Raw genomic sequence first — 13349 nt, forward strand, 5'->3', positions numbered from 1 at the left:
ACACTGACCGGGGGGATTGCTGGCACTCGAACGTACAGAGTGCCAGGCAGAGACCGAGAACCACAGCTGGAGGTGTGCGCGATGCTCAGCGAACGCAGACTCGAAGTGCTGCGCGCCATCGTCCAGGACTACGTCGGCACCGAGGAGCCGGTCGGCTCCAAGGCGCTGACCGAGCGGCACAACCTCGGGGTCTCCCCGGCCACGGTCCGCAACGACATGGCGGTGCTGGAGGACGAGGGCTTCATCGCCCAGCCCCACACCAGCGCGGGGCGCATCCCGACGGACAAGGGCTACCGGCTCTTCGTCGACCGGCTCGCGGGCGTCAAGCCCCTGTCGTCGCCGGAGCGCAGGGCCATTCAGAACTTCCTCGACGGCGCGGTCGACCTCGACGACGTCGTGGGCCGGACCGTGCGGCTGCTCGCGCAGCTGACCCGTCAGGTCGCCGTCGTGCAGTACCCCTCGCTGACCCGTTCGACGGTGCGGCACGTGGAGCTGCTTCTCCTGGCTCCGGCCCGGCTGATGCTGGTACTGATCACGGACACCGGCCGGGTCGAACAGCGTATGATCGACTGTCCTGCGCCGTTCGGTGAGACATCCCTGGCGGACCTCCGGGCGCGGCTCAACAGCCGTGTCGTGGGCCGCCGCTTCGCGGATGTCCCGCAGCTGGTGCAGGACTTGCCGGAGTCCTTCGAGGGCGAGGACAGGGGAACCGTTTCCACGGTGCTCTCGATCCTTCTCGAAACTCTGGTGGAAGAGACGGAGGAGCGGCTGATGATCGGCGGCACCTCCAACCTCACCCGCTTCGGGCACGACTTCCCTGTGATGATCCGGCCGGTGCTGGAGGCATTGGAGGAGCAGGTCGTGCTGCTGAAGCTGCTCGGTGAGGCCAAGGACTCGGGCATGACCGTACGTATCGGTCACGAGAATGCCCACGAGGGCCTCAACTCCACGTCCGTGGTCGCGGTCGGCTACGGTTCGGGCGACGAGGCAGTCGCCAAACTCGGCGTGGTCGGACCGACCCGCATGGACTACCCCGGAACGATGGGAGCGGTACGCGCAGTGGCACGTTACGTCGGACAGATCCTGGCGGAGTCGTAAGTGGCCACGGACTACTACGCCGTACTCGGCGTGCGCCGCGACGCATCTCAGGACGAGATCAAGAAGGCATTCCGCAGGCTCGCCCGCGAGCTGCACCCGGATGTCAACCCGGACCCGAAGACCCAGGAGCGGTTCAAGGAGATCAACGCCGCTTACGAGGTGTTGTCGGACCCGCAGAAGAAGCAGGTCTACGACCTCGGCGGCGACCCGCTGTCCGCCTCGGGCGGCGGTGGCGCGGGCGGATTCGGACAGGGTGGCTTCGGCAACTTCTCCGACATCATGGACGCGTTCTTCGGTACGGCGTCCCAGCGCGGGCCCCGTTCGCGGACCCGGCGCGGCCAGGACGCCATGATCCGGCTGGAGATCGACCTCTCCGAGGCGGCCTTCGGTACGACCAAGGACATCCAGGTCGACACGGCGGTCGTCTGTACGACCTGTAGCGGAGAGGGCGCCGCACCCGGCACCTCGGCGCAGACCTGTGACATGTGCCGCGGCCGCGGTGAGGTCTCGCAGGTCACCCGGTCCTTCCTCGGCCAGGTCATGACCTCGCGGCCCTGCCCGCAGTGCCAGGGCTTCGGTACGGTCGTGCCGACCCCGTGCCCCGAGTGCGCCGGAGACGGCCGCATCCGCTCGCGACGCACCCTGACGGTGAAGATCCCGGCAGGTGTCGACAACGGCACCCGCATCCAGCTCGCGGGCGAGGGCGAGGTCGGCCCCGGCGGCGGACCGGCCGGCGATCTGTACGTCGAGATCCACGAGCTGTCGCACGCGGTGTTCCAGCGGCGCGGCGACGACCTGCACTGCACGGTCACCATCCCGATGACGGCGGCGGCCCTCGGCACCCAGGTGCCGCTGGAGACGCTGGACGGCATGGAGGAGATCGACATCAGGCCGGGCACGCAGTCCGGCCAGTCGGTCCCGCTGCACGGGCGCGGCATCACGCACCTGCGCGGTGGCGGGCGCGGCGACCTGATCGTGCACGTCGAGGTCATGACCCCGTCGAAGCTGGACGCGGAGCAGGAACGGGTCCTGCGGGAGCTCGCGAAGCTGCGCGGCGAGGAGCGGCCCACCGGGCAGTTCCAGCCAGGCCAGCAGGGGCTCTTCTCCCGGCTGAAGGACGCGTTCAACGGGCGCTGACCGCGTTCGCCGCACCGCTTGTCGCCTTACCCCGCACCGCCCGTCGGTCCCGTACCGGCGGGCGGTGCGGCGTGTGGTGCGAGCTGCGGTGGTATACCGTCCGCGCCGCCCCATGGCTGATTCGGTGCGGTGCACCGGACGTGGCACGATGCGCTCATGTCCTCCGCGTTGACCGATCTCTGCCGGTATCCGATCGTGCAGGCCCCCATGGCGGGCGGAGTGTCCGGCCCGCAGCTCGTCGGCGCTGTCGCCGAAGCCGGTGGGCTCGGTTTCCTCGCCGCCGGGTACAAGACGGCGGACGGCATGTACAACGAGATCAAACAGGTACGCGGACTGACCGCCCAGCCCTTCGGCGTCAACCTCTTCATGCCGCAGACCGGCCACGCCGACCCGAGCTCCGTCGAGGTGTACCGGCACCAGCTCGCCGGTGAGGCGCTCTGGTACGAGACCCCGCTCGGCGAGGTGGACGGCGGCGGCGACGACGGCTACGAGGCCAAGACCGCGATCCTCCTGGAGGACCCGGTGCCCGTCGTCTCCTTCACCTTCGGCTGCCCCTCCCGCGAGATCCTCGACGCGTTCGCCCAGACGGGCACGTACACCGTCGTGACCGTCACCTCCGCCGAGGAGGCCCAGGCCGCGCAGTGGGCGGGCGCCGACGCCGTCTGCGTCCAGGGGGTGGAGGCCGGCGGCCACCGGTCCACGCACCGCGACGACCCCCAGGCCGACCAATCCGGCATAGGGCTGCTGTCCCTCCTCGCCCAGGTACGCGAGAGCGTGCAGGTGCCGCTCATCGCGGCGGGCGGGCTGATGCGCGGCTCCCAGATCGCCGCCGTGCTCGCGGCGGGCGCCGACGCGGCGCAGCTCGGCACCGCCTTCCTGGCCACCCCCGAGTCCGGGGCCCACCTGCTGCACAAGCAGGCACTGACCAACCCGCTGTTCGTACGGACCGCGATGACCCGGGCGTTCTCCGGGCGCCCCGCGCGCGGTCTCGTCAACCGCTTCGTGACCGAGCACGGCCCCTACGCCCCGGCCGCCTACCCGCAGGTGCACCAGATGACGAGCGGGCTGCGCAAGGCCGCCGCCAAGGCGGGGGACGCCCAGGGCATGGCGCTGTGGGCGGGCCAGGGGCACCGGATGGCACGCGAGCTGCCCGCCGGGGAACTGATCGACCTGCTCGCCGCCGAACTGGACGCCGCGCGCGCGGCCCTGAGTGTGAGGAGTGCCCAGTGACGGCACCGGTCTTCGTCGTCGAACAGCTCCCCGGCGGGGCCGAGTTCGTCCTGGACGGCCCCGAGGGACGGCACGCCGTCTCCGTGAAGCGGCTGCACGCCGGTGAGGACGTAGTCCTGACGGACGGGCGCGGACGCTGGGCGGAAGGTGTCGTACGGGCCGCCGAGGGGAAGGACCGGCTCGTCGTGACGGACCTGGAGTCCGTGCACGAGGAACCGGCGCCCACGCCCCGTATCACCGTCGTCCAGGCCCTGCCCAAGGGCGACCGCGGCGAGGTCGCCGTCGAGACCATGACGGAGACCGGCGTCGACGCGATCGTGCCGTGGCAGGCTTCCCGCTGCATCACCCAGTGGAAGGGCGACCGAGGTCTCAAGTCGCTGGCCAAGTGGCGCAGTACGGCCCGGGAGGCGGGGAAACAGTCCCGTCGGGTGCGCTTCCCCGAGGTGACCGAGGCGATGACGACCAAGCAGGTGGCCGCGCTTCTGGCCGCCGCCGACTTCGCGGGTGTGCTGCACGAGGACCGCGCGCACGACAGCGAGGCCCTCGCCACCGCCGAACTGCCCACCGGGGGCGACATCGTGCTGGTCGTCGGCCCGGAGGGCGGCGTCTCCCCGGACGAACTCGCGGCCTTCGCACAGGCCGGCGCCCGCCCCTACCGGCTCGGGCGCAGCGTGCTGCGCACCTCCACGGCCGGGACCGCCGCGACCGCCCTCCTGCTGGGCCGCACGGGCCGCTGGGGCTGAGGAAGGGCCCCACCGGCGCCCTGCTTCACGGATAGCATGCCCACGTACTGATCACCAGCGACCGAGGAGGCCGTGCCATGGCGGGAGAGCCGCAGCCCGACTGCCTGTTCTGCAAGATCGTCACGGGAGACATCCCGGCGACCATCGTCCGCGAGAGCGACACCACCGTCGCCTTCCGCGACATCAACCCGCAGGCGCCGACCCACGTTCTGGTCATCCCGAAGGCCCATTACCGGGACGCGGCCTCGCTCGCCGCCGCCGAGCCGGAGATCGCCGCCGACGTGCTGCGCGAGGCCGGTCGCGTCGCGGCCGACGAGAAGATCACCGACTCCGGATACCGCATCGTCCTCAACACCGGTTCCGGCGCGGGACAGACCGTCTTCCACGCGCACGCCCACGTCCTGGGCGGCCGCGGCCTCCAGTGGCCCCCCGGCTAGCGGGCGGCCCCACCCATGTCCGTACGCGAACTGGTCGTCCTCGGCACCGCCAGCCAGGTCCCCACCCGGCACCGTAACCACAACGGCTACCTGCTGCGGTGGGACGGCGAGGGCATCCTCTTCGACCCCGGCGAGGGCACCCAGCGCCAGATGCTGCGGGCCGGGGTCGCCGCGCACGACATCAACCGGATCTGCGTCACCCACTTCCACGGCGACCACTCGCTGGGACTCGCAGGCGTGATCCAGCGCATCAATCTCGACCAGGTCCCGCACCCCGTCACCGCGCACTACCCGGCCAGCGGACAGCACTTCTTCGAGCGGCTGCGGTACGCGACCGCGTACCGCGAGTCCGTGCGGCTGACCGAGGCACCCGTCGCCGCCGACGGGCCCCTCGCCACCACCGACGCGTACACCCTGGACAGCCACCGGCTCTCCCACCCCGTCGAGTCCTACGGCTACCGGCTGACCGAGCCCGACGGGCGGCGCATGCTCCCCGCGAAACTCGCCGAGCACGGCATCAGCGGGCCGGACGTCGGCCGCATCCAGCGCGAGGGCTCCCTCGGCGGTGTCCCGCTCGACGAGGTCTCCGAGCGCCGGCGGGGACAGCGGTTCGCGTTCGTCATGGACACCAGACTGTGTGACGGCGTGTACGCGCTCGCCGAGGGCTGCGACATGCTGGTCATCGAGTCGACCTTCCTCGACGAGGACGAGCGGCTCGCCACCGACCACGGCCATCTGACCGCCGGGCAGGCCGCCCGGGTGGCCGCGGAAGCGGGCGTACGGCACCTCGTGCTCACCCACTTCTCCCAGCGGTACGACGACCCCGGGCTCTTCGAGGCCCAGGCCAGAGCCGCCGGGTTCGCGGGCGAACTGACCGTCGCCCAGGACCTGATGCGGGTCCCCGTGCCCACCAGGCACCTCTGAATCACATCAGCACCACCATTCGTGAGCGAGACAACGTGCACCTCCCCAAGGCAGAACTCCACCTCCACATCGAAGGCACCCTCGAACCCGAGCTGGCCTTCGCGCTCGCCGGACGCAACGGGGTGACCCTGCCCTTCGCCGGCACCGAAGAGCTGCGCACCGCCTACCTCTTCGACGATCTGCAGAGCTTCCTCGACCTCTACTACGCGCTGATGGCCGTGCTGCGCACCGAGGAGGACTTCGAGGACCTCGCGGACGCCTACCTCGCCCGCGCCGCCGCCCAGGGCGTCCGCCACGCGGAGATCTTCTTCGACCCGCAGGCGCACACCGCCCGCGGCGTCCCCATCGGCACCGTCGTCGAAGGGCTCGGCCGTGCCCTGGACCGCAGCGAGGAGACGCACGGCGTCTCCACCCAGCTGATCATGTGCTTCCTGCGCGACCAGTCGGCCGAATCGGCGCTGGAGACGCTGGAGGCCGCGAAGCCGTATCTGCACCGGATCAGCGCCGTCGGCCTCGACTCCGCCGAGGTCGGCCACCCGCCGGCGAAATTCCGGGAGGTGTACGAGGCGGCCGGCGCCCTCGGACTGCGCAAGGTCGCCCACGCGGGCGAGGAGGGCCCGCCCGCGTACATCCGGGAGGCCCTGGACGTCCTCGGCGTCGAGCGCATCGACCACGGCCTGCGCTGCATGGAGGACCAGGACCTGGTGAAGAGGCTGGTCGCGGACCGGGTACCGCTGACGCTCTGCCCGCTGTCCAACGTACGGCTGCGCGCCATCGACATCCTGGAGGAGCACCCCCTGCGGGCCATGATGGACGCCGGACTGCTCTGCACGGTGAACTCCGACGACCCGGCCTACTTCGGCGGATACGTCGGAGACACCTTCCACGCCGTCCACGAGGCGCTCGCCCTGGACAACGAACAGTTGCGCACGCTGGCCCGCAACTCCTTCGAGGCGGCCTTCCTCGACCACGACGAGGAGCGCAGGGCGCGTTACCTCGCCGAGGTCGAGGCGTACGCGTTCGACTGACCGGGCCCGCCCGCCGGACCGGCCGTCCGGAACGCGCTCCTGGCGAGGCGCCTGCGGCGCAGCGCGGGGACGGCGAGTTCCGTGACGGCCTGCTCCGGTGAGCCCAGCTTGGGCACGGCGCCCGGGAGGGAGCCGGTGGTGGCGGCGAGCAGGGCGGCGGGGGCGCCACCCCTGCGGCGGACCGAACCGGGCACCAGCGGGCGGCCACCGGTGTGCAGGGCGACGGCCGTCACGGGCGCGGCGACCAGGAGTGTGGCGGCGCCCAGGATCAGGCCCATCACCGCGTAGCCCGCCGCCTCGGACAGCACACTGCCGAGCACCGGCCCGCAGGCCACCCCGACGGACGAGGCGGAGCCCGCCAGGACCGCCCAGCGGCCCCGTACGTCGAGCGACGCGGCCAGGCCGATCAGGTACGACAGGACCACCGGGTAGAAGGCGTTCCACATGATCTCCCCGGTCGCGAACGAACCGAGGCTCCCGGCCGATGAGCTGAGCACGATGCTCGCGGCGATGATCATCGTGCCGAGGCCGATCGGCACGGCCCGTCCCAGCCGCGCCCCGAGCAGGCCGGCCCCCATCACGCCGAGCAGCCCCGCGCCCAGCGCGGCGGCGAACACCGCGCCGATGGTGACCTCCGAGAGCCCCACCTGCACGACACCGATCCGGCTGCTCACACCCCACAGGGCGTTCTGGGACATCGACCAGACGAGCATGCCGCCCGCCAGCACCAGACCGGAACGGCGGTGCGGAAGCCGCCCCGACGCCGGGACGGCCGACTCCGCGGACGCGAGGCCGCCGAGGCGCGAGGTGGCGGGCCAGACGAGCAGCGCGACGAGCGCGATCGCGGCGAACGGCAGCCGGTGGCCGCCGCCGAGGTGCGGGATCGTCAGATAGAGGGCGCCCGCGGTCGCGGACACGCTGAGCAGTCCCAGGGACGAGGTCCGGTGCGGATCGCTCTGGGAGGCGATGCCCGAGGCGGCGACAGCGGTCGCCGTACCGGAACCGAGGCCGCCGATGACCGCGCCCAGGACCACCAGCGGTACGGACCCCGCCGACGCGGCGCAGCCGTACCCCACGAAGGCCAGCACCAGTCCGGTACGCGCCGGTCTCCGTGCCCCGTACCGCTCGACGCGGCCCGCCAGTGCGAAGCCCGCGGAGGCCGAACTCAGCAGGAGGGCACTGCCGACCAGACCGGCCTGGGCCGGACCGAGTCCCAGACTGGTGCTGAGCCGGCCGACGATGGTGGGGAGCAGATAGGCAGCGAGGTAACCGGCGGTGAACACGGCGACCAAGGGCCACGCGGCGCGGGGGCGCGGGGACATGGGCGTTCCTGAAGACATGCCAGAAGAGGCAGAAGAAGGCAGGGGAGGGTACGGCGAAATGAAGAAAGGGGGAGTCGGGGCACTCGTCAGGAACTGTCCCCGACGGTGCTCGCGGGCAATTTGTATCAAGTGCGCAGACCCGACCGAAAGTCGCCATGGTGTGATCTGGGTCACTTTTGCGTTTACGGTGATGCAGCTCGGGTAGTCGCACACGTTTGCGCAGGTCAGGGTAAGTGTGCGCGGCATGCACCACCCGGATACGGAGGCGGATCGGGCAGACTGGCCGGATCTTGCACTGTTCCTATCTCGTACGACCGGGAGCGCACGGTGAGCACAGGCAACACAGGCATCGACCCGCTCGTCGGGCTGCGGGTCCCGCAGGACCCGGCATGCGACGTCTTCCTGACGGGCACGGTCTTCCTCGACATCATCTTCACCGGCCTGGACAGCGCCCCCGTGCGCGGTACGGAGTCCTGGGCCCGCGGCATGGGTTCGAGCCCCGGCGGTATCGCCAACATGGCCACCGCGCTCGCCCGGCTCGGCCTGCGCACCTCGATGGCCGCGGCCTTCGGGGACGACCACTACGGGGAGTACTGCCGGGACGCGCTCGAACAGGGCGAGGGCATCGATCTGTCGATGTCGTACACCGTGCCCGGCTGGCACTCGCCCGTCACCGTCTCCATGGCGTACGAGGGCGAACGGACCATGGTCTCGCACGGCCACGAGGCCCCCGCCCCCGCGACGCACACCGTCCCCGGCCGGACCTTCCCGCACTGCCCGCCACGCGCCCGCGCCGCCATCGCCTCGCTCGTCCCCGGCCGCAGCGAACCCTGGGTGGCCACCGCCGCGCGCAACGGCGCCCTGATCTTCGCCGACGTCGGCTGGGACGAGACCGGCCGCTGGGACCTGGACGCCCTGCCCGGCCTCGAACACTGCGCGGCCTTCCTCCCCAACGCACAGGAGGCGATGCGCTACACCCGGACCGACTGCCCCCGGGCGGCGGCCCACGCCCTGGCCGAGCGTGTGCCCCTCGCCGTGGTCACCCTCGGCGCGGAAGGTGCCTACGCCGTCGACGGGGCGACCGGGACCACCGCCGAGGTGCCCGCCATCGAGGTGGAGGCCCTCGACCCGACCGGGGCGGGCGACGTCTTCGTCGCAGGCTTCGTCACCGGCACCCTGGCGGGCTGGCCGCTGGACGACCGCCTCGCCTTCGCCGGGCTGACCGCCGCGCTCTCCGTGCAGGAGTTCGGCGGCTCGCTGTCCGCCCCCGGCTGGTCGGAGGTCGCCGCCTGGTGGCAGCAGGTGCGCACCTACGCCGACCAGGACCCGGCGGCCCTGGAGCGGTACGCCTTCCTGGAAGAACTGCTCCCCGCCACCAGTCGCTCCTGGCCGCTGCGCCGGGCCGTACCGACGATCGGCTTCCGCCAATAACGCGGGCTGCGAAAATCCTTCGGTGTTGTCAGTACCAAGTCGTAGGCTTGGTGATCCAGAGGTTGTCGAGCAGCGAGAACCCTGCAACGGGAGGTATGTGCAGGCCCGAGGGCCGGCCCATGACTCAGACACCCACACAGCCGCAGGCGCGTGCCCAGATCAGGATTCCGGCCGCACACCCCATGGTGATGCTCCTGGGATCGGGCGACTCGCTGCTGCGCGTGATCGAAACGGCATTCCCGGAAGTCGACATCCACGTCCGGGGCAACGAAATCAGTGCTACTGGGGATGCGGCGGACGTCGCCCTGATCCAGCGCCTGTTCGACGAGATGGTGCTGGTGCTCCGCACCGGTCTGCCGATGACGGAGGACGCAGTGGAACGCTCGATCGCCATGCTCAGGGCGAGCGGGAACGGCGAAGGGGACGGCCCCGAGACCCCCGCTGACGTACTCACCCAGAACATCCTGTCCAGCCGCGGCCGCACCATCCGCCCCAAGACCCTCAACCAGAAGCGGTACGTCGACGCGATCGACAAGCACACCATCGTCTTCGGTATCGGGCCCGCGGGCACCGGCAAGACCTATCTCGCCATGGCGAAGGCGGTCCAGGCGCTCCAGTCCAAGCAGGTCAGCCGGATCATCCTGACCCGGCCCGCCGTCGAGGCGGGAGAGCGGCTCGGCTTCCTGCCCGGCACGCTCTTCGACAAGATCGACCCGTATCTGCGCCCGCTCTACGACGCACTGCACGACATGCTCGACCCCGACTCGATCCCGCGGCTGATGGCGGCGGGCACGATCGAGGTGGCGCCCCTGGCGTACATGAGGGGCCGTACCCTCAATGACGCCTTCATCATTCTCGACGAGGCGCAGAACACCAGCGCCGAGCAGATGAAGATGTTCCTGACCCGGCTCGGCTTCGACTCGAAGATCGTCGTCACCGGCGACGTGACCCAGGTGGACCTGCCGACCGGCACGAAGAGCGGTCTGCGGCAGGTCCAGGACATCCTGGAAGGCATCCAGGACGTCCACTTCTCCCGGCTCACGTCCCAGGATGTGGTCCGGCACAAGCTGGTCGGCCGTATCGTCGACGCGTACGAAAAGTACGACAGCCGAGAAAGCCCCAACGGGAAGTAGTCACAGCGCACCATGTCGATCGACGTCAACAACGAGTCCGGAACCGAGGTCGACGAGCAGGCGATCCTCGACATCGCCCGCTACGCACTGGCACGGATGCGGATCCACGCGCTCTCCGAGCTCTCGGTGATCGTGGTGGACAGCGACGCCATGGAGCAGCTCCACATCCAGTGGATGGACCTGCCCGGCCCGACGGATGTCATGTCCTTCCCGATGGACGAGCTGCGTCCGCCGGTCAAGGACGACGAGGAGCCCCCGCAGGGGCTCCTCGGTGACATCGTGCTCTGCCCGGAGGTCGCGAAGCGGCAGGGCGAGGAGGCCGAGACGGGGCACTCCATGGACGAGGAGCTTCAGCTCCTCACCGTCCACGGTGTGCTGCACCTCCTGGGGTACGACCACGAGGAGCCGAACGAGAAGGCCGAGATGTTCGGCCTCCAGGCGGCGATCGTCGACGGCTGGCGCGGTGAGCGCGGGCTGACGGGTCCCTCCCCGGCCCCCACCGTCTCGTGAGCGTGCCCCTCGTCTCCGGCGCCGTCCTGCTCGTCGTCGTCGGCTGGCTCGCGGCCTGCGCCGAGGCCGGTATAGCCCGTACGTCGAGCTTCCGGGCCGCCGAAGCGGTCCGGGCCGGGCGGCGCGGCAGCGCCAAGCTGGAACAGGTCGCGGCCGACCCGACCCGTTATCTCAATGTCGCCCTGCTGGTGCGGGTCGCCTGCGAGATGTCGGCCGGGGTGCTCGTCACGTACGCCTGCCTGAAGGAATTCCCGGAGACCTGGGAGGCGCTGGCCGTGGCGATGGGTGTCATGGTCCTCGTCTCGTACGTCGCCATCGGGGTCTCCCCGCGCACCATCGGCCGCCAGCACCCGCTGAACACGGCGACGGCGGCGGCGTACGTGCTGCTGCCGCTGGCCAGGATCATGGGTCCGGTCCCGCAGCTGCTGATCCTCCTCGGCAACGCGCTGACGCCCGGCAAGGGCTTCCGCAAGGGGCCGTTCGCCAGTGAGGCCGAGCTGCGCGCCATGGTCGACCTGGCCGAGCAGGAGTCGCTGATCGAGGACGACGAACGCCGCATGGTGCACTCGGTCTTCGAGCTCGGCGACACGCTCGTACGCGAGGTGATGGTGCCGCGCACGGACCTGGTCTGCATCGAGCGCCACAAGACGATCCGCCAGGCGCTGACGCTGGCGCTGCGCTCGGGTTTCTCGCGTATCCCGGTGACCGGGGAGAACGAGGACGACATCGTCGGCATCGTGTATCTGAAGGACCTGGTCCGCAAGACGCACATCAACCGGGAGTCGGAGGCCGATCTGGTCTCCACGGCGATGCGGCCCGCCGCGTTCGTGCCGGACACGAAGAACGCCGGTGATCTGCTGCGCGAGATGCAGCAGGACCGCAGCCACGTCGCGGTCGTCATCGACGAGTACGGCGGCACGGCCGGCATCGTCACCATCGAGGACATCCTCGAGGAGATCGTCGGCGAGATCACCGACGAGTACGACCGCGAGCTGCCGCCGGTCCAGGAGCTGGAGAACGGCCGCTTCCGGGTCACGGCCAGGCTCGACATCGGTGACCTCGGGGAGCTGTTCGGCCTCGACGAGTACGACGACGAGGACGTCGAGACGGTCGGCGGCCTCCTCGCCAAGGCCCTCGGCCGGGTTCCGATCGCGGGTGCCTCGTCGGTGGTGGACCTCCCGGACGGGCGCAGGCTCCGGCTGACCGCCGAGTCCCCGGCGGGCCGCCGGAACAAGATCGTCACGGTGCTGGCGGAGCCGGAGGAGCCGGAGGAGGCGGAGGTCGCGTGAGGCCGCAGGAGCTGAGGGCGTTCTGCCTGGAGTTCAACGCGAGCGTGGAGGAGTTCCCGTTCGGTCCGGAGGCCTCGGTCTTCAAGGTGCTCGGCAAGATGTTCGCGCTCAGCGTGCTGGACGGACGCCCGCTGACCGTGAATCTGAAGTGCGACCCGGACGACGCGATCCGGCTCCGTGAGGAGCACGCCGCGATCGCCCCCGGCTGGCACATGAACAAGCGCCACTGGAACACCGTGACGGTCTCCGGCCTCCCCGACGCCATGGTCCGCGAGCTGATCGAGGACTCCTACGACCTGGTGGTGGCGGGTATGCCGAAGGCGGAGCGGCTCCGTCTCGACCGGCCCTGACCGGCGGGCCCGCCGGTCAGGGCCCTGGCCTATGCTCGGGCCATGACCGAGAGCACCGACCCCCAGAGCACCGAACTCGCCGCCGAGGACCGCAAGCTCATCACGCTGGCCCGCTCCACACGGGCGCGCAACGGAGTGCCCGAGGGCGCCGCAGTCCGTGACGAGACAGGGCGTACGTACGTCGCGGGCACCGTCGACCTGAGCTCGCTGAAGCTCAGCGCGCTGCAGACCGCGGTCGCGATGGCGGTGGCGAGCGGCGCGAAGTCCCTGGAGGCCGCGGCCGTGGTCACCGAGGCCGAGACGGCGCCGGATGCGGACCGCGCGGCCGTGCGCGACCTGGGCGGCCCGCGGACCCCCGTCGTGCTGGCGGGCCCCGACGGCACGCCGCGGCTCACCACTCAGGCCGGCTGACACCACTCCCGCCGTCCGTACGGGCTCCGCAGAGGAGTCCGTACGGGCGGCCGGACAGCAGTGAAACCTCCCCAAGTCCCTGAAGAATCAAGGGACTTTCCCTTGCAATCGCTGCCCCGCTGCGCATCAATGAACAGCAGTTCATCCGACGGACCGTCAGATCCACCGGCGGCTGGGTCCGGGGCGCGAGCCGCAGCCCCGTACCGCCTTCGGCCGTCCACCCCTCCGCGCGGCGCGCTCCCCGCCCGCGGACGGTCCGCGCACACCCTCCACGCACCCCTGCAGCGCCGTGCCCGCATGCCGTAC

At 70.9% G+C, this 13349-nt stretch carries 14 protein-coding genes; 13 read left to right on the forward strand and 1 reads right to left on the reverse strand.

The features are described 5' to 3' along the window. The first annotated feature begins 81 nt into the window (after nucleotides 1–81). From hrcA to AC07FA_RS02225, 7 genes are all read left to right on the forward strand, one after another. Nucleotides 82–1098 carry a heat-inducible transcriptional repressor HrcA gene (hrcA, locus tag AC07FA_RS02195; protein WP_173313218.1) on the forward strand — a complete coding sequence of 339 codons (1017 nt, stop codon included), beginning with the start codon at nucleotides 82–84 and terminating at the stop codon, nucleotides 1096–1098. Further along, nucleotides 1099–2235, forward strand: coding sequence for a molecular chaperone DnaJ (gene dnaJ / locus AC07FA_RS02200; RefSeq protein ID WP_383790402.1), 1137 nt, complete (start codon nucleotides 1099–1101; stop codon nucleotides 2233–2235). It abuts the gene before it with no gap. Nucleotides 2236–2391: 156 nt separating this feature from the next. Continuing rightward, nucleotides 2392–3465, forward strand: coding sequence for a nitronate monooxygenase (locus AC07FA_RS02205; protein ID WP_479072766.1), 1074 nt, complete (start codon nucleotides 2392–2394; stop codon nucleotides 3463–3465). Then, on the forward strand, nucleotides 3462–4208 hold the full coding sequence (locus AC07FA_RS02210) for a 16S rRNA (uracil(1498)-N(3))-methyltransferase (protein WP_479072767.1): 747 nt from the start codon (nucleotides 3462–3464) through the stop codon (nucleotides 4206–4208). Before AC07FA_RS02205 ends, AC07FA_RS02210 begins: the two co-directional genes overlap by 4 nt. Nucleotides 4209–4285: 77 nt before the next feature. Next, nucleotides 4286–4645, forward strand: a complete 360-nt coding sequence (locus AC07FA_RS02215) for a histidine triad nucleotide-binding protein (protein WP_479072768.1) — start codon at nucleotides 4286–4288, stop codon at nucleotides 4643–4645. Between the two features lie 15 nt (nucleotides 4646–4660). Next, nucleotides 4661–5569, forward strand: a complete 909-nt coding sequence (locus tag AC07FA_RS02220) for a ribonuclease Z (protein WP_479072769.1) — start codon at nucleotides 4661–4663, stop codon at nucleotides 5567–5569. Between the two features lie 35 nt (nucleotides 5570–5604). After that, nucleotides 5605–6597 carry an adenosine deaminase gene (locus AC07FA_RS02225; protein ID WP_479072770.1) on the forward strand — a complete coding sequence of 331 codons (993 nt, stop codon included), beginning with the start codon at nucleotides 5605–5607 and terminating at the stop codon, nucleotides 6595–6597. Here AC07FA_RS02225 and AC07FA_RS02230 read toward each other — a convergent pair. After that, nucleotides 6561–7919: an MFS transporter gene (locus AC07FA_RS02230; protein WP_479072771.1), complete on the reverse strand. Its 1359-nt coding sequence runs from the start codon at nucleotides 7917–7919 to the stop codon at nucleotides 6561–6563. The two genes, AC07FA_RS02225 and AC07FA_RS02230, sit on opposite strands and share 37 nt — an antisense overlap. 327 nt (nucleotides 7920–8246) lie before the next feature. Here AC07FA_RS02230 and AC07FA_RS02235 point away from each other — a divergent pair, with 327 nt between their 5' ends. The 6 genes from AC07FA_RS02235 to AC07FA_RS02260 all read left to right on the forward strand — a co-directional run bounded on the left by AC07FA_RS02235 (nucleotide 8247) and on the right by AC07FA_RS02260 (nucleotide 13043). Beyond that, the gene (locus tag AC07FA_RS02235) at nucleotides 8247–9350 is read left to right on the forward strand and encodes a carbohydrate kinase family protein (RefSeq protein ID WP_479072772.1); all 1104 of its coding nucleotides are present in this window, start codon (nucleotides 8247–8249) and stop codon (nucleotides 9348–9350) included. A 119-nt stretch (nucleotides 9351–9469) separates the two neighbouring features. Beyond that, complete coding sequence (locus AC07FA_RS02240; RefSeq protein ID WP_479072773.1) at nucleotides 9470–10483, forward strand: PhoH family protein; 1014 nt, start codon at nucleotides 9470–9472, stop codon at nucleotides 10481–10483. Between the two features lie 12 nt (nucleotides 10484–10495). Then, a complete protein-coding gene (gene ybeY / locus AC07FA_RS02245) occupies nucleotides 10496–10993 on the forward strand; it encodes an rRNA maturation RNase YbeY (RefSeq protein WP_328910086.1) in 498 nt (165 codons plus the stop codon). Next, entirely contained in the window at nucleotides 10990–12282 is a 1293-nt protein-coding gene (locus tag AC07FA_RS02250; protein ID WP_479072774.1) for a hemolysin family protein, read from the forward strand. The genes ybeY and AC07FA_RS02250 overlap by 4 nt, the downstream gene beginning before the upstream one ends. After that, nucleotides 12279–12632: an MmcQ/YjbR family DNA-binding protein gene (locus AC07FA_RS02255; RefSeq protein WP_479072775.1), complete on the forward strand. Its 354-nt coding sequence runs from the start codon at nucleotides 12279–12281 to the stop codon at nucleotides 12630–12632. The genes AC07FA_RS02250 and AC07FA_RS02255 overlap by 4 nt, the downstream gene beginning before the upstream one ends. A gap of 42 nt (nucleotides 12633–12674) precedes the next feature. After that, on the forward strand, nucleotides 12675–13043 hold the full coding sequence (locus AC07FA_RS02260) for a cytidine deaminase (RefSeq protein ID WP_479072776.1): 369 nt from the start codon (nucleotides 12675–12677) through the stop codon (nucleotides 13041–13043). Nucleotides 13044–13349: the final 306 nt, after the last annotated feature.

It is taken from the genome of Streptomyces sp. NPDC045968 (genome assembly GCF_056430475.1).